General features: G+C 60.2%; 16 protein-coding genes. 11 read left to right on the forward strand and 5 right to left on the reverse strand.

Annotation, left to right across the window (positions count from 1 at the left end; genetic code table 11):
• Positions 1-151 precede the first annotated feature (151 nt).
• Positions 152-1,444: a putative hydroxymethylpyrimidine transporter CytX gene (gene cytX, locus PMI36_RS06105; protein WP_008074662.1), complete on the forward strand. Its 1,293-nt coding sequence runs from the start codon at positions 152-154 to the stop codon at positions 1,442-1,444.
• Here the strand turns inward: cytX and PMI36_RS06100 are convergent.
• On the reverse strand, positions 1,413-2,159 hold the full coding sequence (locus PMI36_RS06100) for an RsiV family protein (RefSeq protein WP_008074663.1): 747 nt from the start codon (positions 2,157-2,159) through the stop codon (positions 1,413-1,415). The genes cytX and PMI36_RS06100 overlap by 32 nt on opposite strands.
• 229 nt (positions 2,160-2,388) lie before the next feature.
• Between PMI36_RS06100 and PMI36_RS06095 the strand changes: the two genes are divergently transcribed.
• The 9 genes from PMI36_RS06095 to PMI36_RS06055 all read left to right on the forward strand — a co-directional run bounded on the left by PMI36_RS06095 (position 2,389) and on the right by PMI36_RS06055 (position 11,821).
• On the forward strand, positions 2,389-3,006 hold the full coding sequence (locus PMI36_RS06095; protein WP_008074664.1) for an NUDIX domain-containing protein: 618 nt from the start codon (positions 2,389-2,391) through the stop codon (positions 3,004-3,006).
• On the forward strand, positions 2,997-3,449 hold the full coding sequence (locus tag PMI36_RS06090; protein WP_007902592.1) for a DUF1249 domain-containing protein: 453 nt from the start codon (positions 2,997-2,999) through the stop codon (positions 3,447-3,449). Before PMI36_RS06095 ends, PMI36_RS06090 begins: the two co-directional genes overlap by 10 nt.
• Before the next feature lie 111 nt (positions 3,450-3,560).
• Entirely contained in the window at positions 3,561-4,376 is an 816-nt protein-coding gene (gene cpdA, locus PMI36_RS06085) for a 3',5'-cyclic-AMP phosphodiesterase (protein ID WP_008074665.1), read from the forward strand.
• A gap of 204 nt (positions 4,377-4,580) precedes the next feature.
• A complete protein-coding gene (locus PMI36_RS06080) occupies positions 4,581-5,189 on the forward strand; it encodes a YqiA/YcfP family alpha/beta fold hydrolase (protein ID WP_008074666.1) in 609 nt (202 codons plus the stop codon).
• A gap of 52 nt (positions 5,190-5,241) precedes the next feature.
• Positions 5,242-7,146 (forward strand): DNA topoisomerase IV subunit B, encoded by a 1,905-nt coding sequence (parE, locus tag PMI36_RS06075; RefSeq protein ID WP_008074667.1) that lies wholly within the window; start codon positions 5,242-5,244, stop codon positions 7,144-7,146.
• Positions 7,146-8,135 (forward strand): esterase-like activity of phytase family protein, encoded by a 990-nt coding sequence (locus PMI36_RS06070; protein ID WP_008074668.1) that lies wholly within the window; start codon positions 7,146-7,148, stop codon positions 8,133-8,135. Before parE ends, PMI36_RS06070 begins: the two co-directional genes overlap by 1 nt.
• A complete protein-coding gene (locus PMI36_RS06065; RefSeq protein ID WP_008074669.1) occupies positions 8,132-8,653 on the forward strand; it encodes a retropepsin-like aspartic protease family protein in 522 nt (173 codons plus the stop codon). Before PMI36_RS06070 ends, PMI36_RS06065 begins: the two co-directional genes overlap by 4 nt.
• A 10-nt stretch (positions 8,654-8,663) precedes the next feature.
• The gene (gene parC / locus PMI36_RS06060; RefSeq protein WP_008074670.1) at positions 8,664-10,931 is read left to right on the forward strand and encodes a DNA topoisomerase IV subunit A; all 2,268 of its coding nucleotides are present in this window, start codon (positions 8,664-8,666) and stop codon (positions 10,929-10,931) included.
• Between the two features lie 176 nt (positions 10,932-11,107).
• Positions 11,108-11,821, forward strand: coding sequence for a PqiC family protein (locus tag PMI36_RS06055; protein ID WP_008074671.1), 714 nt, complete (start codon positions 11,108-11,110; stop codon positions 11,819-11,821).
• Positions 11,822-12,070: 249 nt separating this feature from the next.
• Here the strand turns inward: PMI36_RS06055 and PMI36_RS06050 are convergent, their stop codons facing one another.
• Positions 12,071-13,591, reverse strand: coding sequence for an AhpA/YtjB family protein (locus PMI36_RS06050; protein WP_008074672.1), 1,521 nt, complete (start codon positions 13,589-13,591; stop codon positions 12,071-12,073).
• Positions 13,592-13,725: 134 nt separating this feature from the next.
• On the opposite strand from PMI36_RS06050, the gene serB reads away from it, so the two are divergent.
• Positions 13,726-14,940: a phosphoserine phosphatase SerB gene (gene serB, locus PMI36_RS06045; RefSeq protein WP_007939616.1), complete on the forward strand. Its 1,215-nt coding sequence runs from the start codon at positions 13,726-13,728 to the stop codon at positions 14,938-14,940.
• Positions 14,941-15,069: 129 nt separating this feature from the next.
• On the opposite strand, the gene PMI36_RS06040 is transcribed toward serB, so the two are convergent.
• The 3 genes from PMI36_RS06040 to PMI36_RS31640 all read right to left on the reverse strand — a co-directional run bounded on the left by PMI36_RS06040 (position 15,070) and on the right by PMI36_RS31640 (position 18,704).
• Positions 15,070-16,860 carry a hypothetical protein gene (locus tag PMI36_RS06040; protein ID WP_008074673.1) on the reverse strand — a complete coding sequence of 597 codons (1,791 nt, stop codon included), beginning with the start codon at positions 16,858-16,860 and terminating at the stop codon, positions 15,070-15,072.
• 149 nt (positions 16,861-17,009) lie between these two features.
• Positions 17,010-17,870, reverse strand: a complete 861-nt coding sequence (gene asd, locus PMI36_RS31635) for an archaetidylserine decarboxylase (protein ID WP_008074674.1) — start codon at positions 17,868-17,870, stop codon at positions 17,010-17,012.
• 18 nt (positions 17,871-17,888) lie between these two features.
• Positions 17,889-18,704, reverse strand: a complete 816-nt coding sequence (locus tag PMI36_RS31640; protein ID WP_008074681.1) for a rhodanese-like domain-containing protein — start codon at positions 18,702-18,704, stop codon at positions 17,889-17,891.
• Positions 18,705-18,986 lie beyond the last annotated feature (282 nt).

The following is an 18,986-nucleotide window of genomic DNA, read 5'->3' on the forward strand; positions in this document are numbered from 1 at the left end:
TCGCGAGCAAGCCCGCTCCCACATTGGATCACCTGTAAACACAAATTTTGTGTACGACCGGGATCAAATGTGGGAGCGGGCTTGCTCGCGAAAGCGTCGGATCAGGCACCAAAAATCCCACTGATACACTTATCCCTCTGAGATAACACCCTTGAGCATCCAACCCAGCACTTACTCCCCGGATACCGCGGTGCCGATCGACAAACGTGTCTTCGGCGGCCGTGATCTGTTTTCCCTGTGGTTTTCCCTTGGCATCGGCCTGATGGTGTTGCAGACCGGTGCTTTGCTCGCACCAGGCTTGGGCCTGTCAGGCTCGTTGCTGGCGATTTTTCTCGGCACGCTGGTCGGCGTTCTGTTGCTGGCCGCTGTCGGTGTGATCGGCAGCGACACCGGCCTGTCGTCGATGGCGGCACTCAAACTCAGCCTGGGCCGTCATGGCGCGAGCCTTCCGGCGGTGTTGAACCTGTTGCAACTGATCGGTTGGGGTTCGTTCGAAATCATCGTGATGCGCGACGCTGCCAGCCTGCTCGGCGCCCGCGCTTTCAGCGAAGGCAGCCTGCTGTCGAATCCGCTGCTTTGGACAGTTTTCTTCGGTGGTTTGGCGACTTTGCTGGCCGTCAGCGGGCCACTGACCTTCGTGCGCAAGATCCTGCGCAAGTGGGGTATCTGGCTGCTGCTGGCCGCGTGTATCTGGCTGACCTGGAACCTGTTCGCCAAAGCCGATCTGGCCGCATTGTGGGCGCAGGCCGGTGATGGTTCGATGCCGTTTGCCGTGGGCTTCGACATTGCGATCGCCATGCCGCTGTCCTGGCTGCCGCTGATTGCCGATTATTCGCGGTTCGGCAAGCGTGCGAAGAATGTCTTCGGCGGTACGGCGCTGGGCTTCTTTTTCGGTAACTTCTGGCTGATGAGCCTAGGCGTGGCCTACACCCTGGCGTTCGCGCCGAGCGGCGAAGTGAATGCCTTGTTGCTGGCATTGGCCGGTGCAGGACTGGGGATTCCATTGCTGCTGATTTTGCTGGATGAGTCGGAAAATGCCTTTGCCGATATTCACTCGGCGGCGGTGTCCAGCGGGATTCTGTTGCGCTTGAAAGTCGAGCATCTGGCCTTGGCCATCGGCGTCATCTGCACGCTGATCGCCTGCCTGGCGCCATTGGCCCAGTACCAGAACTTTCTGCTATTGATCGGCTCGGTGTTTGCGCCGCTGTTCGGCGTGGTGCTGGTGGATCACTTCATCTTGCGCAAGCGCAGTGGCCAGGTAGCGTCAGCTGCATTGCGCTGGCCGGCGTTGCTCGCCTGGTTAGGTGGGGTGAGCACCTATCACTTGCTGGCCAATCTCTATCCGGACATCGGCGCAACCCTGCCGTCGCTGGTACTGGCAGGGCTGCTGCAACTGCTGCTCGGTCGAGCCTTCAGCTACGGCCGGGAAACAGCTCAGGCTTGAGAATACCGTTCAGGCGCGGGTAGGGGATCTTCAGTTCGACGTGGCCCAATGCGTAAGGCGCAAGGGTGCTCACTTCGTACTTGAGGATCACCCCGCCGTAGGTCAGCGCCACATTCTGGGTTTTCACGAAGGGCCAGCTTTTCACGAACTCCGGTTCCTGATCGAGCTTGGTGCTGATCAGCCAGCTGTTGTGCGCCACTTGGGCGGCTTTCCAGAATGCCTCTTCCTGCCCCGGGATCAACATGTCCGAGAGGGTCAGCACTTTATGCTGTTGACGTGAATAGTTGATGAAACCGCGGCCCGGCGTGCCATGGGCACCGCCGGTGTCCAGGTAGCTGGACAATTCAACGATCACCAAGCCGTCATGCTGCTCACGTACCTTGGCTTGCAGGTAGCTGCTGTAGCGCGGGCCTGCGCTGCTCAAAAACTGCTCGCGATACGCCGCCAGCGTTGGCGCTACAGGGGCGTCAGGCGAGGTGCGGGTCATTTGCAGCAGGCGTTTTTCGATGATGCCGTCAAGTGCAGGCTCATCGGGGAAACGCAGCGTATCGATATTCACCAACGGGCATTCAGGGTTGGCACAGCCTGGTTTCAACTGTTCCGATGCGTCGCGGGTAGTTTCCAGCGGCGCCCGATAGTTGGGCTGGAACAAACTCTGGCACGCACCCAGGGTCAGGGCGATGGCGGCCACGGAGGCGATCTTGAAAAGCGACATGGGCGTCCTTTACGAAACAGGGGAAGGCGAAAAGTTACCCGCTTCGACTCTCAACGAAGCAGTCAGTTCGCCACTAAGCTAATTAGAGTTGGTTTCACCCTCACCGTCTATCCCGCTGACTGGAAAGGGGCTGCATCAAACATCGCGGGCGCGTTAGGATGGCGCGAAGTCGAGGTTGCAAGTAACAAAAAGGAGCCTCGTAACGGATTTGCAGTAAACGAGGATTGTCATGACTGATTTTGCCAACGCCATTCCGACCGCCGTTGATATCGTTCGGCGCGAAAAGTGCTACGAGGGCTTCTACAAGCTCGACCGCGTGCACCTGCGTCATGAGTTGTTCGCCGGTGGCATGAGTCGCGAGATCAATCGTGAACTGTTCGTGCGCCACGATGCGGTGTGCGTGCTTCCTTACGATCCGCAGCGCGATGAAGTGGTGCTGATCGAGCAGTTTCGCGTTGGCGCCATGGGCAAGATCGATAACCCGTGGCTGATCGAACTGGTCGCCGGTCTGATCGACAAGGATGAAGTACCGGAAGAAGTTGCTCACCGCGAAGCGCAGGAGGAAGCTGGGCTTGTATTCGGGGCACTCTGGCCGATAACCAAATATTTTCCATCGCCGGGTGGCAGTAACGAATTTGTGCATCTGTATCTGGGGCGTTGCGACAGTGCCGGGGTTGGCGGCCTGCATGGGCTGGAGGAAGAGGCAGAAGATATTCGTGTCACGGTCTGGGCGTTCGAAGATGCCCTGCAAGCCGTACGCGACGGACGTATTGCCAACGCGCCAAGCATCATTGCCTTGCAATGGCTGGCTTTGAACCGCGTTGAAGTGAGGGGGTTATGGTCGTAAACAAGCTGCGCGATCGCTACCGGATCGACCTCGTGGGGCTGCAAGCCTCCTGCGAGGCCAACTACGCGCGCCTGATGCGACTGCTACCGGATATGCGTAGCGAGCCGCAGGCGCGGCGCATTGCCGTGACCCACGGCGACCAGATGCTGGGCGTGCTGGCCCTCGAAGTGCTGCAGGTTTGTCCGTACACCACGACCCTGCAAGTCCGCCAGGAACACAGCCTGCCGTGGCTGCCGGTGCCGCAACTTGAAGTTCAGGTGTATCACGACGCGTGCATGGCCGAAGTGGTCAGCGCCGAACATGCACGACGCTTCCGGGGCATCTATCCTTACCCGAACGCCGCGATGCATCAGCCGGATGAAAAAGCTCAGCTCAATCTGTTCCTGGGGGAATGGCTGAGTCATTGCCTGGCTTGCGGGCACGAGTACGCCGTTGTGCGCTAAGAGCCCTGTGTAGTTGTGAACTGCGTCCGGTTCACAGATTTCCTCTTTTGATCGTCCCCCAGCATAATTGCGGCACTTATCCATCCCGTGATCACGCCCTGGGAGAACGCCTTGCCGAGCGTATCCACATTGACCACCGCCGATCCGGCGTTGCTGGTGCAACTCTCCGACAGCCATCTGTTTGCCGAGGCGGGCGGGACGTTGCTGGGCATGAATACCCGCGACAGCCTGCAACAGGTCATTGAGCTGGTATTGAAGCAGCAGCCGCAGATCGATCTGATGATTGCCAGTGGTGATCTGTCTCAGGACGGGACGCTGGAGTCGTATCAGCTGTTTCGTGACCTGAGCCGACAGATCGATGCGCCGGCACGCTGGATTCCCGGTAATCATGACGAGCCGCAGATCATGGCCGTGGCGGCGGTGCAGAGTGCGCTGCTGGAGCCGGTGGTGGATATCGGCAACTGGCGGGTCACGTTGCTCGATTCGGCGGTGCCAGGGTCGGTGCCGGGGTATTTGCAGGATGAGCAATTGCAGTTACTCGCTCGCTCGTTGAGTGAGGCACCGGAGCGGCATCATCTGGTGTGTTTCCATCATCATCCGGTATCGATCGGGTGTGCATGGATGGAGCCCATTGGCTTGCGCAATCCAGAAGCATTATTCGCGGTGCTGGATCGCTTTCCACAGGTGCGTGCGGTGTTGTGGGGGCATGTGCATCAGGAAATTGATCAGGTGCGCAACGGTGTGCGCCTGATCGCATCGCCCTCGACCTGCATTCAGTTCGAACCGGGCAGTGATGATTTCAAGGTGAGTGAGCAGGCGCCGGGGTATCGGTGGTTGCGGCTTTTGCCCGATGGTCGGTTGGAAACGGGCGTGGAGCGCGTTAGCGGGTTCGATTTCCAGATTGATTATGGTTCTAACGGTTACTGATTTCTTTGTCATTTCCAAAGACCGAGGCGCGGCCATCGCGGGCAAGCCCGCTCCCACAGGGGATTTGTGAGCACCTCAGATCCGTGTGGGAGCGGGCTTGCCCGCGATAGCGTCGATTCAGGCGACATGAATCCCACGCATATCCACGATTTCCCCGACTCCCTGTAAACTCCGCCTTCTTTACCCGACGCAAAGGGAGCTCAAATGTCTGGTTCGATCCTTTATATCCACGGTTTCAACAGCGCGCCGGCGTCGAAAAAGGCCTGTCAGTTGATTAATGTGATGGAACGGCTGGGCTTGAGCGACCAATTGCGTGTGCCGGCCCTGCATCACCATCCCCGCGAGGCCATTGCTCAGCTGGAGCAGGCGATTGCCGAGCTGGGGCGGCCACTGCTGGTCGGCAGCTCACTCGGCGGCTACTATGCGACTCACTTGGCCGAGCGCCATGGCTTGAAAGCCCTGCTGATCAATCCTGCCGTCAGCCCGCACCGGATGTTCGACGGGTTCCTGGGAACGCAGAAAAATCTGTACACCGATGAGACTTGGGAATTGACTCGCGACCACGTGACGGCCCTGGCCGAGCTGGAAGTGCCGGCGCCCAAGGATCCGCAGCGGTTTCAAGTATGGTTGCAGACCGGCGACGAAACGCTGGATTATCGCCTCGCCCAGCAGTATTACCGGGCCTGTGCCTTGCGTATCCAGGCGGGCGGCGACCATAGTTTCCAGGGTTTTGCCGAGCAATTGCCGGCAATGCTGAGTTTCGCCGGCATCGGCGCAGATTTGTATCAGGCGATTGATTTCACTGCACTGTGATTTGTCGCCTCTTTTTCACAGAACACTTTTTACAGGCGGACGACGAGACCCCATGGCCACTCCCAGCGCTAGCTCTTATAACGCAGACGCCATCGAAGTCCTCTCGGGCCTCGACCCGGTGCGCAAACGCCCCGGCATGTACACCGACACCAGTCGGCCGAACCACCTCGCCCAGGAAGTCATCGACAACAGCGTCGACGAAGCCTTGGCCGGACATGCGACATCGGTGCAGGTCATCCTGCATGCCGATCATTCCCTGGAAGTCAGCGATGACGGCCGTGGCATGCCGGTGGACATTCACCCTGAAGAGGGTGTGTCGGGTGTCGAGCTGATCCTCACCAAGCTTCATGCGGGCGGCAAGTTTTCCAACAAGAACTACCAGTTCTCCGGCGGTCTGCACGGGGTGGGTATTTCTGTGGTCAACGCCTTGTCGACCGAAGTCCGGGTGCGTGTAAAACGCGACGGCAACGAATACCAGATGACTTTCGCTGACGGTTACAAGAAAACCGAGCTGGAAGTGATCGGCACCGTCGGCAAGCGCAACACCGGCACCAGCGTGTTCTTCGCGCCGGACCCGAAGTATTTCGATTCACCGAAATTCTCCATCAGCCGCCTCAAGCACGTGCTCAAGGCCAAAGCCGTTCTGTGCCCGGGGCTGCTGGTCAGTTTTGAAGACAAGGCCACCGGCGAGAAAGTCGAATGGCATTACGAAGACGGCCTGCGCTCCTACCTGGTGGACGCGGTCAGCGAATTCGAACGCCTGCCGGACGAGCCGTTCTGCGGCAGCCTGGCCGGTAACAAAGAAGCGGTCGATTGGGCGTTGCTGTGGTTGCCCGAAGGCGGCGACAGCGTTCAGGAAAGCTACGTCAACCTGATCCCGACAGCCCAGGGCGGTACGCACGTCAACGGTCTGCGTCAGGGCTTGCTCGATGCGATGCGCGAGTTCTGCGAGTTCCGCAGCCTGTTGCCGCGCGGTGTGAAGCTGGCGCCGGAAGATGTCTGGGAGCGCATCGCGTTCGTTCTATCGATGAAAATGCAGGAACCGCAATTCTCCGGCCAGACCAAGGAACGCCTGTCTTCCCGTGAAGCGGCGGCGTTTGTTTCCGGTGTGGTCAAGGACGCCTTCAGCCTGTGGCTCAACGCCCACCCGGAAACCGGCATGTTGCTGGCGGAACTGGCGATCAACAACGCCGGCCGTCGTCTGAAGGCCAGCAAGAAGGTCGAGCGTAAGCGCATTACCCAAGGTCCGGCATTACCGGGCAAACTCGCCGACTGCGCCGGGCAGGACCCGATGCGTTCCGAGCTGTTCCTGGTGGAAGGTGATTCCGCCGGCGGTTCGGCCAAGCAGGCGCGGGACAAAGAATTTCAAGCGATCCTGCCATTGCGCGGCAAGATTCTGAACACCTGGGAAGTCGACGGCAGCGAAGTGCTGGCCAGCCAGGAAGTGCACAACATCGCCGTGGCCATCGGTGTCGATCCGGGCTCGACGGACATCGCCCAGCTGCGTTACGGCAAGATCTGCATCCTCGCCGACGCCGACTCCGACGGTCTGCACATTGCCACGTTGCTGTGCGCTTTGTTCGTCCAGCATTTCCGCCCGCTGGTGGATGCCGGTCACGTCTACGTCGCCATGCCGCCGCTGTACCGTATCGACCTGGGCAAAGAAATTTACTATGCCCTGGACGAAGCCGAGCGCGATGGCATCCTCGATCGTCTGGTAGCCGAGAAGAAACGCGGCAAACCACAGGTCACCCGATTCAAAGGTCTGGGTGAAATGAACCCGCCGCAGTTGCGCGAAACCACCATGGACCCGAACACGCGGCGTCTGGTGCAGTTGACGCTGGAAGATTTCGACGCGACCTCGGAAATGATGGACATGCTGCTGGCGAAAAAACGCGCTGGCGATCGCAAGTCCTGGCTGGAGTCCAAGGGTAACCTGGCCGAGGTTCTGGGCTGATGCGATTTGGCTGGGCCCTGGCGTGTGCGTTGCTGCTGACCTCGATAACGGTTTCGGCGGAGCCTGCACCCGAGCTGCGCCTGTTGTCCGAGCATGCCGTCGACGGCATGCGCGGCGGCAATCTGTCGGGGCTGGCCCAGTGCGGCAAGGATCTGTGGACCGTTTCGGATCGTGACGATGATCAAATCTATCGCCTCGACACCCGCAACACCACCTGGCAAGCCGAAACCGTGCGCATCGACGCACCCCTGGTGCCCGACAGCGGTTTACCCTGGGGCTTGCGTTCGCGGACTTGGGCGGCATCGTTCGTGCGGGGCGGGGACCTGGATTTCGAAGGCATCACCTGCGACAGCGCTGGCAATCGTTACATAGTCAGCGAAGCACACGCCGCGGTGTTGCAAGTTCCGCCAATCGGGCCTGCGTCCTGGCTGAAAATCTCGCCGATGCTGGTACGCGAAGCACGGGCGAGCGGTATGTTGCTGCACTTCAATGCATTGTTTGAAGGGCTGGCGATCAATCCGGCCGGTGACACGCTGTGGCTGGCCGCCGAACGTGAGCGCCGGGGTTTGCTGCTGATCAAGCGCCAGCAAACGGTCTGGGACTGCAACGGTAGATGTGTGTTGCTGAGTGAGGCTGGGGTGGAAATGCAGCCAGCGCAATTTCCCAAGGCCAAAGCGCGCTCCCGGGATTTTGCCGATCTGTCATTGTTCGACGGCAAGCTGTTTACCCTTGAGCGCAATGCCTTTCAGGTTTGCCGTCGCGATGCGGCGACGGGCGAAGTCGAGCGCTGCTGGTCGTTTGCCGCCGAGGCCTTGCAGGAAAACCGTCGTTATTCGCAGCCCTTTGGGCTGGCGGAAGCGTTGATCGTGGACGCCGATGGCGCCTGGATCGGTATCGACAACAATAATGGTGCGCGCGTCGACGGCGAGAAACGCCCGATTGTCTGGCGCTTTGCCGCGCCTGAAGGTGGCTGGAGTGCCAAGCCATGAGTCAACAGCCGCCGGGCAAACGCGCCGGTCGGGTGTTGATGGTGTTGGCCTGGTGCGCCGCGCTGTTTCTGGCAACGCGGTTTTTCGCTCAGTGGGAGGCGCGCCAGCAAAATCCCAATACTGTCGTCAGCTCCGAGCAGGGCCAAGGTTTTATCGAAGTGAAGCTGATCAGCAACAGCCAGGGGCATTTTATTGCCACTGGCCAGATCAACGGCCAGCCGGTGGAGTTCATGCTCGATACCGGTGCGACCGACGTGGCGATCCCGGCCGAAATGGCCGAGCGACTGAAACTGGAAAAAGGCTTCGGGGTGACCCTGAGCACGGCCAATGGCTTGAGCGAGGGCTATCGAACCCGCCTCGACCGCCTGCAATTGGGCGACATCGTGCTGCGTGACGTTCGCGCGCTGGTGGCGCCCGGTTTGCACGGCAATCAGGTGCTGCTCGGTATGAGCGCACTGAACAAACTTGAATTTACCCAGCGCGGTGGCACCATGCTGCTGCGCCAGACAACGAACTGATGAGGCCCGCATGAGCGACTCCCTTGATCTCAGCCTGGACGGTGTAGAACGCCGGTCACTGGCTGACTTCACCGAAAATGCCTACCTCAACTACTCCATGTACGTGATCATGGACCGTGCCCTGCCGCATATCGGCGACGGCCTGAAACCGGTACAGCGGCGCATCATCTATGCGATGAGCGAGTTGGGGCTGGACGCCGATTCCAAGCACAAGAAATCGGCGCGTACCGTCGGTGACGTGCTCGGTAAGTTCCACCCGCACGGCGACTCGGCGTGCTACGAAGCCATGGTCTTGATGGCCCAGCCGTTCAGCTACCGCTACACGCTGGTCGACGGCCAGGGTAACTGGGGTGCGCCGGACGATCCGAAGTCCTTCGCCGCCATGCGTTACACCGAGGCGCGGCTATCACGTTATTCCGAAGTGCTGCTCAGCGAACTGGGCCAGGGCACTGCGGATTGGGGCCCGAACTTCGACGGCACGCTGGAAGAGCCTTTGGTGTTGCCGGCCCGTTTGCCGAACATCCTGCTCAACGGCACCACCGGTATCGCCGTGGGCATGGCCACCGACGTACCGCCGCATAACCTGCGCGAAGTCGCGACCGCTTGCGTGCGCTTGCTGGACGAGCCGAAAGCCACGGTCGAGCAGCTCTGCGAACACATCCAGGGCCCGGATTACCCGACCGAAGCAGAAATCATCACGCCGCGCGCCGACCTGCTGAAAATCTACGAAACTGGCAAGGGCTCGGTGCGCATGCGCGCCGTGTACCACATTGAAGACGGCGACATCATTGTCACCGCGCTGCCGCACCAGGTCTCCGGTGCCAAGGTGCTGGAACAGATCGCGGCCATGATGCAGGCCAAGCCGTCCAAGGCCCCGCAGATCGCTGACCTGCGCGACGAGTCCGACCACGAAAACCCGTGCCGGATCGTGATCATTCCCGGTGCGCGCAAAAACTTCGATCACGACGCGCTGATGCAGCACCTGTTCGCCAGCACAGAGCTGGAGTCGAGCTACCGGGTCAACATCAACATCATCGGTCTGGATGGCAAGCCGCAGTTGAAAAACCTGCGGGCCTTGCTGGTCGAGTGGCTGGAGTTCCGGGTGCAGACCGTGCGTCGTCGTCTGCAATTCCGCCTGGACAAGGTTGAGCGTCGCCTGCACCTGTTGGACGGTTTGTTGATCGCTTACCTCAATCTGGATGAAGTGATTCACATCATCCGCACCGAGGAACACCCGAAAGCCGCACTGATCGAGCGTTTCGCCCTGAGCGAAATCCAGGCCGATTACATCCTCGACACCCGTTTGCGTCAGTTGGCGCGACTGGAAGAAATGAAGCTGCGTGCCGAGCAGGATGAACTGCTCAAGGAGCAAGCCAAGCTGCAAGCCCTGCTGGGCAGCGAAGCCAAGCTGAAAAAGCTGGTACGCACCGAGCTGATCAAGGACGCCGAAACGTATGGCGACGACCGTCGCTCGCCAATCGTCGAGCGTGCAGAAGCCAAGGCCTTGACCGAGCACGATCTGCTGCCGAACGAGAAAGTGACCGTAGTTCTGTCGGAAAAAGGCTGGGTTCGCTCTGCCAAGGGGCACGAAATCGACGCCACCGGGCTTTCCTACAAGGCCGGGGATGGTTTCAAGGCCTTAGCGCCCGGTCGCTCCAACCAGTTTGCAGTGTTTATCGACTCCACGGGTCGCAGCTATTCGGTGGCTGCACATACGCTGCCATCGGCCCGCGGCCAGGGCGAACCGCTGACCGGCCGCCTGACGCCGCCGCCAGGGGCGAGTTTCGAATGCGTGCTGATGCCTGAAGACGATTCGCTGTACGTGATCGCCTCCGACGCCGGTTACGGATTCGTGGTCAAGGGTGAAGACCTGCAAGCCAAGAACAAGGCGGGCAAGGCCCTGTTGAGTTTGCCGAACAACGCCAAAGTGATTCTGCCGCGTCCGGTAGCCGATCGTGAGCACAACTGGCTGGCCTCGGTGACCACCGAAGGTCGGCTGCTGATTTTCAAAATCAGCGATTTGCCACAATTAGGTAAAGGAAAAGGGAATAAGATCATCGGGATTTCCGGTGAACGTGTTGCCAGTCGCGAAGAATATGTCACGGACATTGCCGTTTTGCCGGAGGGTGCCACTTTGGTGCTGCAGGCCGGAAAACGTACCTTGTCACTGAAGGCGGACGACCTCGAACACTACAAAGGTGAGCGTGGACGTCGCGGTAACAAACTGCCACGTGGCTTTCAGAGGGTTGATGCGCTGTTCGTCGAAAACCTCAATTAGGCGTCCTAGAGCGCTCGATCTACGATTTAAAGCGTAGATCGACGCTTTGCCGCTGGAGTCGGAACGCATATTCACGGATGATATGGCCTTTCAAGCGCCGGCGTAGCCGAGCGTTCTTCATATTTTTTGAGTATTTTCACTGTGGTTAGCCTTGTGGCAGCCACCTGGATGGGACGATGACTGCTCTGCGCCTTCCTTTTATTTTGATGCTCGCCGGCGTACTTGGCCTGGCGGGTTGCAGCGTTCACCAACCGGTGTCGCTGTATCAGCTGGACAGCGGAAGTCCGGCTCAGCCTGCGCAAAGCGCTGGCATGGCGGTATTGCTGGGCCCGGTAACGGTTGCCGACTACCTGCAACGCGAAACCTTGTTGCAGCGTCAGCCCGATGGCAGCCTGCAAGCTTCGGCTGATGGTCGTTGGGCGGGTAGCCTGTCGTCCGATATCGATCAGCTGTTGCTGCGTCAGGTCGCCGGCCATCTGGACAGCCAGCGCGTTGTCCTGGCACCGGCGACATTAGGCTTCACGCCGGATGTTCAGGTGCTGCTGACGATCACGCGTCTGGACTCGGGTGCATCGCAACCGGCGATCCTTGATGCCCAATGGCGGCTGATTGACCGTCGTGGTCAGGTGCGTGATAACCGCATCATTCATCTGCAGGAACAGCACACCGGCGGGACTGCGGCTCAGGTTCAGGCTCAGGGTGTGTTGCTGCAGCGTCTGGCCGAGCAGCTGTCGACGGCGCTCAAGCCACTGGCGAACCAGCCGCCGATCGCCGAAGCACCTCGCAAGCCAGCTGCCAAACCTGTGACACCGGCAGCAGAACCGGAGAAGCAGCCGAAAATCCCGATGGCTTCGCCGATTCGCACGGATATGGAAGTGTTCAGGTTCTAAGCCTGGATTGATCCGAAACAAGGCCCGCGTAGATGCGGGCCTTGTCGTTTCTGCAGGTTGGAGATCTTCGGTGCTGCTGCCGGCCTCTTCGCGGGCAAGCCCGCTCCCACATTTACCGCTGCGAATACAAATTTTGTGTACGACACGCACACTGTGGGAGCGGGCTTGCCCGCGATAGCGTCCGAACAGGCAACAAAAAGCCCGCAGACGATCACTCATCTGCGGGCTTCTTTACAGCAAGGCTAAGGCTTACGCCCGGCGTTCGTGCATCCGCGCCAGTTGCCGTTCCAGCATCGACGGATAAGGCTCCATCAAGCGCTCTACGCAACATGCACCTTCAGGGCTTGCGATCGGGCGGATTCGCGCACGCTGGCGAATCAGCGCGTCGTCACTGATCTTGCGCTCAACCAGCAGCAGGTTGCGGCTGTGTTGCGACAGGGCCAGTGCATCCTGAGCGGTTTCAGTCAGCAGCAAGTCGATCTGGCTCAAGCCGAACAACTCGTCACCCAGCGTCAGACCCAGCTGCAATTGCAGGGTGATGCCGCTGTCGGCGACTTCGATCTGCAACTGATGACCCAGGGCGCGCAGCAACTCGCCGCAGCAGATGGCGTTGGTCAGGTAATCGTCGCCGCTGTCTTCGGTGTGGAACAGCATCAGCGTGCTGCCATCATTCAATGTGTGCAGTTCGCTCTGGTAAAGCGACGCAGCCTGATCGAGGCAATCGCGGTAGCGCTTCAGCAGCTCTTCCAGGCGTGCGCGGGGCAGGCGGCGCAGCTGATCTTGTGCGCCCAGTTGCACGGCCAGTACTGCGCTGTGCTGCGGCAGATTCGATACCTGCGGCTTTACGACTGGTTTCGGTGCGCTGTCTGTCGCGTCGTCACGCAGATCGGCAAACGGATCTTCGTCATCATCGTCTTCAACGGTGCTGACAATGCGCCGCGGCGCAGGCTTGAGGCCGGCTACAGGCTTGGTTTCATCGAAACTTGGATCACGCAGGTTGCGCACTTCGAAGGCCGGATCGGTTTCGTCGTCGTAATCGCTGTCGTCGAACTCAGGTTCTGGCACGGGCTCGGCAGGCTCCGGTGCGAAATTGGCGTGCAGCTGACGAGCGAGGTCGCCGACCTCATCCTGGCGCTCGGTGGCCGGGGTGTATTCGTCGATATTGCGCAGCCATACCCGCAGCTGCAGCAGCGGCGTGGAGATATTGCGCCCCAGGCGCAGGCTCAAGGCCAGGGACAGCGCCAGCAGAATCGCACTCAGGATGCCCATGCTTTGCAGGCTGATGGTCATCGGCTGCTGGAACTGATCCATGTCCAGGCTGATGCGCAGTTGCCCGGCAGTCACATCCTGGAAAGTGATTTTGCTCTGGTACATGCCTTCGGCTTCGCCCAACAGGCCGTGCTTGGGGCGCTGACCGGCTTCGGCGAGGATACGGTTATCCACGCTGTAAATGGCCGCGTGAGCCACCAGTTTGTTCTTGGTCAGGTTGTTGAGCAGCACATTCAGGCTGAGGATGTCATTGGACACCAACAGCTCCGTGGCCGAGGTCGCGGTCTGGGTGGTCAGGCTTTCGCCCAGGGCATCCGCCTGCTCGTGCATGGCCTGCTTGAACTGCAAACCCATCACGCAGGCATAGATCACCAGGGCCAGAGCGACCAGGATCACGTTATGGCTGGCAATGCGCAATGCGATCGGCACACGGCGATGACGCAGTGCCCGGAAGATCAGCAGAAAGAAGTTATCGGTTTTTACTGGCGTGGGCCGGTTCACTTGAGCTCGGCTCTTTGTCCGTGAAGTTGACGCGCAGTATAGCGACAGGCCCTAGGCCGTCAAAGCGCTCGCGGTGCCCGATGGTCACTGAAAATGGGTAGAATGCGGTTTTTTTCCACCTGCGGGGGTGCGCCTTGCGCGAAATCGTCCTGATAAACATCACGGGAGTCGACCGTCCGGGTCTGACTGCGGCCATTACCGGTGTTCTGGCCCAGGGTGGTGTGAACATTCTCGACATCGGTCAGGCGGTGATCCACGACACCCTGTCGTTTGGCATCCTGGTTGAAATTCCCGATACCGAACAAGGTAACTCGGTGCTCAAAGACATCCTGTTCAAAGGCTATGAGCTTGAGCAACAGGTGCGTTTCACGCCGGTGTCCGAAGAGGATTACCAGCAGTGGGTCGGCAATCAGGGCAAGAAACGCCACATTGTTACCCTGCTGACCCGCAAAGTGACCGCCGAGCAATTGCAGCGCGTGAGCTCGATCACCGCCAAATATGGGCTGAATATCGATCATATCGATCGCCTGTCCGGGCGCATGCCGCTGGACACTCCGGCCGACAAAGGCAAAGGCTGCATCGAGTTTTCCGTGCGCGGCGAGGCGGCGGACCCGCAAGCGCTGCGGGCCGAATTTCTCAGCGTCGCGCAAGAGCTGAACGTCGACATCGCCTTCCAGGAAGATTCGCTGTTCCGCCGTAACCGCCGTCTGGCGGTGTTCGACATGGACTCGACGCTGATCGAAGCCGAAGTCATCGACGAACTGGCCAAGGCCGCCGGTGTGGGCGACCAGGTGTCTGCGATTACCGAGCGGGCGATGGCCGGCGAGCTGGACTTCCGCGCCAGCTTCAAAGAACGCCTGGCCTTGCTGCAAGGGCTGGACGTCAGCGTGCTGGATTCCATCGGCGCCTCGCTGCGCCTGACCGAAGGCGCCGAAACCCTGTTCGCCGAACTCAAGCGTCTGGGCTACAAGACGGCGATTCTGTCGGGCGGCTTCACCTACTTCGCCAAGCAACTGCAGGCCAAGCTGGGCATCGACTATGTATTTGCCAACGAACTGGAAGTGGTCGACGGCAAGGTGACGGGTGTGGCGGTCGAGCCGATTGTCGATGCGCAACGCAAGGCGGATCTGCTGCGTGAGCTGGCGCATAAGGAAGGTTTGCGTCTGGAGCAGACGATTGCGGTCGGTGACGGTGCCAACGACCTGCCGATGCTGGCGATTGCCGGGCTGGGTGTAGCGTTCCGTGCCAAGCCGCTGGTCAAGCAATCGGCGAAACAGGCGATTTCCACCCTTGGGCTGGATGGTGTGCTGTATCTGCTGGGCTTTCGGGATCGCGACGGGCAGCTCTGAGCTTTGTATTGACTGGCAGGGCGCCTTCGCGAGCAAGCCCGCTCCCACATTGATCGTGTGATCGACATAGATCCAATGTGGGAGCGGGCTTGCTCGCGAAGGGCGCGCCGCGGTTTTACAGACTTACGCTCAAAGCGACTTCCACAACGAATCAAATTCTTCCGCTACCCCGACCACGCCGCTCCCCGCGGCGTTTTCGTTTCTGGCTGTCTCAAGCGAACGGTAGGCAAACTGATTAAAGCTGTTGGTACTCGCCACCCGACGCTCCAGCCCGGCCCGGCGTTCCTCGCCGTTGGTATTGATCAACACCTTATTGCCTTCCTGGAACGGCAGGCGCGGCGTGAGCAGGGTGGCCGGCAGGTCGATGGCGCTGATGGCGGGCAGTAACAGCCCGCGCAAGTACTGGCTGTGCTCGTCGTGGGCACGCATCAGTTGCAGGCCGCAGGGTTCGGCGCAAGGCGCGACTTGCTCGATACCCATCTGCGTGCCGCCGCGCCGCACCTGGCGGATCCAGCGCACCACTGCAATGCTCCAGCCTTGACCGGCGGCATCCTCGATACCAACCATTTCGCCAGCCTGTAGCTCGGCGGGCACCGCGCCGGGCCAGGCCAGGCAATAGCCGCCAGGACTGTGATTGATCACCGGCAGCGCATAGGTCGGGAAATGCTGCTGGCGGTCGGATGCCTCGTGGCTGTCATCGTTTTGAAGGTGCGGGTATTCGATCTCTTCGTAGGGCAGCAGCGTGTCTGCGGTGCCATGGGGGGCGGCGTCGAAGGCCTGGTTCCATTGGTCTTTGGCTCGACGTGTCGGGTTGGTCGCCGAGAACTGCGCGGGGCGGGCGCCGGGTTTCTTCAGGATGTCGTTGAACGAGCGTTGCCCGCCGAGATAAAAGTGCAATGCACTCATGCCCACGCACAGGGTCAACGTGCCGTGGCCGACAGTGCGCTGGAAACTGCGCTCGGCGGCCTGACCCCAGGCGGCATGCAGGTGTTGCAGCGTATCCAGGCTCAGCCCCGCCGGAACGGGCAGCGGCGATGCCTTGTCGGCCGACTGCTGCAGATGGTTCTCGATGGCCATGACCAAGGGTTGCGGGTCGATCCCCAGCAAACTCTCCTGTTGTTCGGCGAGGAATTTGGAGCGGTAGCGCGGCCCGGTGTCGAGATCCGGGGCGATGGCAAACAGCCCGTTGTCCGGTTTGGCCGGTTGCAGCTTGATCCACTGGCTCCAGGGTTCGAGCACCTCGGCGAGCCGGGCGATCTGGTTCTGGCGCAGCTGATTGCAGCGTGAAGCACCCAGCAGAAGGGCGACGACGTAGGTTTGCTCGATGCTCAGCTTTTGCGTCTGGCTGGCCAGTTCATCGCGCACACTCAGATTTTGCAGTTGGAACTGACAGCCAATCCGATACAGCTGATGCAGTTCCAGCCACAGATTTTCGGGTACCGGGCAATAGAGTTCAGTGGCGCGGATCAATGCGCCGTTCAGGCAATGGATTGCCCGCTGCAAAGCCTGGGTCAGCAGCGGCGCGCGATCCTTACTGAAGCGCGGCGTGACGCGAATGACGATTTGCTTGTAGCCGATCGCCAAGTGGCTCTGCAGCACCTGGCAAAGGTTGGCGATCTTGCGCGAGCGCTCGTCGAGCACAATGGCCTGATGCAGGAAATGCCGCTCCAGGTGCTTGCAGACGTAATACACCTCGGGCCGCAGCAGTTCGAGCAATTGCAGGCGATTATCGCTGGGTGTGAGCAGTTGATTAAGTTCGCTCAAGCCTTGATACAACTGGCGAGCGGTTTCGCCGATGTTGGCTTTGGGCAGGTTGGCGATCCAGCGCTTGAGGTCGCGAGGCGTGGCTTCGCAGAAAGACAAACGCGACTGCGTCGGGATTGGTGCGCGTAGCAGCAAGACAGGATTGGTCTCATTCATGCCGTAGACAAACTCCGACCGGGAAATGGGCAGTGAATGACTTGACTGTAGCAGCTATGAACGCGGAGGGGGTGTCGCGATTTTTACGTCACGCTTGCCTTGCAGGGGGATGTGCCGCCCGGAAGAAATTCGGGGCGGCGGGCCCGGGATCAGGCGCTTGGCAAGCCGATGCTCTGACCCATCTGCACTGGCGAAAGAGCGCCCAGTCCTTCAGCCCATTTCACTTGATCCGGCCCGAACAGCACGACAGCCGTAGAGCCGAGTTTGAAGCGACCCAGCTCCGCGCCTTTTTCCAGATGGATCGGCGCACGGGCAGCTTCATCGTAACGGAAGGTTTTCAGCTCGCGTTTTGGCGGCGTGATCAGCCCGGCCCAGACAGTTTCGATCGACGCCACAATCATCGCGCCCACCAGCACCACGGCCATCGGCCCGCGCTCGGTATCGAAAATGCACGCCACACGCTCGTTGCGCGCGAACAGTTCCGGTACGTTTTCAGCGGTGGTCTGGTTGACCGAGAAAATGCGGCCTGGGATGTAGACCATCTCGCGCAGAGTGCCGGCCAGCGGCATATGCACGCGGTGGTAATCCTTGGGCGACAGGTAAATGGTGGCGAAATCACCGCCCATGAATGGCGCTGCGTTGGCCGCGTCACCACCGAGCAGTTCCAGCACGCTGAAGCTGTGGCCCTTGGCCTGGAAAACGCGACCGTGTTCGATCGGGCCGAGCTGGCTGACGGCACCATCGGCCGGGCTGAGGATCGCGCCTGGGGTTTCGTCCAGCGGGCGAGCGCCGTCTTTCAAGGCACGAGTGAAGAATGCATTGAAGTGCTCGTAAGCCGTCAGGTCTTCGACCAGCGCTTGGGACATGTCCACTTGATAACGCTTGGCGAACCAGGCGGTAAGGGCGTTCTTGAACCAGCGCACGCGGCATTCGGCAATGCAGCCGGCCAGTCGCGAGAGCAAGTGATGAGGCAACAGGTATTGGCTGAGGATAAACAAACGCTTATTCATTAACTGTCCTTAAAAACCTTAAATCTCTACGGGCGTGTCGGGATGGTTGCCCCATTCGCCCCAGGAGCCGGCGTAGCCTTTGACTCGCGGATAACCGAGCGACTTGGCTACTAGATACGTGAAGCCAGAACGGTGGTGAGTCTGGCAGTGGGTAATGACTTCTTTGTCTTTGGTGATACCGAGTTGTTCCAGGATTTTTGGCATGTCGGTGCGGATGCGCAGATTGCGTGCCTGATCCATGCCGGCTGTCCATTCGAAATTGACAGCGCCCGGAATGTGCCCGCCCTTGGCCGCCAGCACTTTCTCGCCGGAGTATTCCTGCGGCCCGCGTGCGTCCCAGATCGCCAGGTCAGCGGCACCGAGACGGCTTTGCAGGTATTCGCGGGTGGCGGTGGGTTCGTCGTGCAGCGTCAGGGCGACCGGTCCACCGACCGCAGCCGGGATCTGGATCGACATGGGCATGCCTTCCGCCAGCCAGGCCTTCAGGCCACCATCGATATAGTGATACTTGCTGTGGCCGATGACATCCAGCAGCCAGATAAAGCGCCCGGCCCAACCGCCGCCTTCGTCGTCATAGACGACATAGACCGCATCGGGGTTGTGGCCCAGTTCGCCGAACAATGCTTCAAGCGCGGCTTGGGTCGGCAGCAGGCCTGGCGCAGGCGCCTGACCCAGTTGAGTGCGTTTTGGATCGACAAAGCGTGCCCCGGGGATATGCCCTGCGGCATAGCGGGCGCTGCTGGTCAGGTCCACCAGAATCAGTTCGCGGGAGTCGAGACGCGGGAGCAGGTCGCTCGGCTCGATCACCAGCGCCAAGCCAGAGAAGTCAGACATGTGAGGTCTCCAGAGCACAAAGGGGAGGATTGTAGCGCAGCGTCATGAGGGTCTGTTATCAGTTATTTCGGCGCAGGAAACAACGTGGCTTGTAGCAGCTGTCGAGCCCCGGCGAGGCTGCGTTCGGCTGCGAAGCAGTCGTAAAATCAGAGATTGCGGTATATCAGGTAGACCGAATTCGCCAGGTTCACGACTGCTACGCAGCCGAACGCAGCCTCGCCGGGGCTCGACAGCTGCTACAAGCCGAACGCAGCCTCGCCGGGGCTCGACAGCTGCTACAAG

The organism is Pseudomonas sp. GM79 (assembly GCF_000282495.1).
Lineage (GTDB): Bacteria > Pseudomonadota > Gammaproteobacteria > Pseudomonadales > Pseudomonadaceae > Aquipseudomonas.

Coding starts and splice junctions, on each gene's coding strand:
- PMI36_RS06065 (WP_008074669.1), top strand. CDS start 8,132: ATGAGTCAACAGCCGCCGGGCAAACGCGCCGGTCGGGTGTTGATGGTG.
- PMI36_RS06080 (WP_008074666.1), top strand. CDS start 4,581: ATGTCTGGTTCGATCCTTTATATCCACGGTTTCAACAGCGCGCCGGCG.
- PMI36_RS06095 (WP_008074664.1), top strand. CDS start 2,389: ATGACTGATTTTGCCAACGCCATTCCGACCGCCGTTGATATCGTTCGG.
- asd (WP_008074674.1), bottom strand. CDS start 17,870: ATGAATAAGCGTTTGTTTATCCTCAGCCAATACCTGTTGCCTCATCAC.
- PMI36_RS06070 (WP_008074668.1), top strand. CDS start 7,146: ATGCGATTTGGCTGGGCCCTGGCGTGTGCGTTGCTGCTGACCTCGATA.
- PMI36_RS06090 (WP_007902592.1), top strand. CDS start 2,997: ATGGTCGTAAACAAGCTGCGCGATCGCTACCGGATCGACCTCGTGGGG.
- PMI36_RS06040 (WP_008074673.1), bottom strand. CDS start 16,860: ATGAATGAGACCAATCCTGTCTTGCTGCTACGCGCACCAATCCCGACG.
- PMI36_RS31640 (WP_008074681.1), bottom strand. CDS start 18,704: ATGTCTGACTTCTCTGGCTTGGCGCTGGTGATCGAGCCGAGCGACCTG.
- parE (WP_008074667.1), top strand. CDS start 5,242: ATGGCCACTCCCAGCGCTAGCTCTTATAACGCAGACGCCATCGAAGTC.
- PMI36_RS06100 (WP_008074663.1), bottom strand. CDS start 2,159: ATGTCGCTTTTCAAGATCGCCTCCGTGGCCGCCATCGCCCTGACCCTG.
- PMI36_RS06055 (WP_008074671.1), top strand. CDS start 11,108: ATGACTGCTCTGCGCCTTCCTTTTATTTTGATGCTCGCCGGCGTACTT.
- parC (WP_008074670.1), top strand. CDS start 8,664: ATGAGCGACTCCCTTGATCTCAGCCTGGACGGTGTAGAACGCCGGTCA.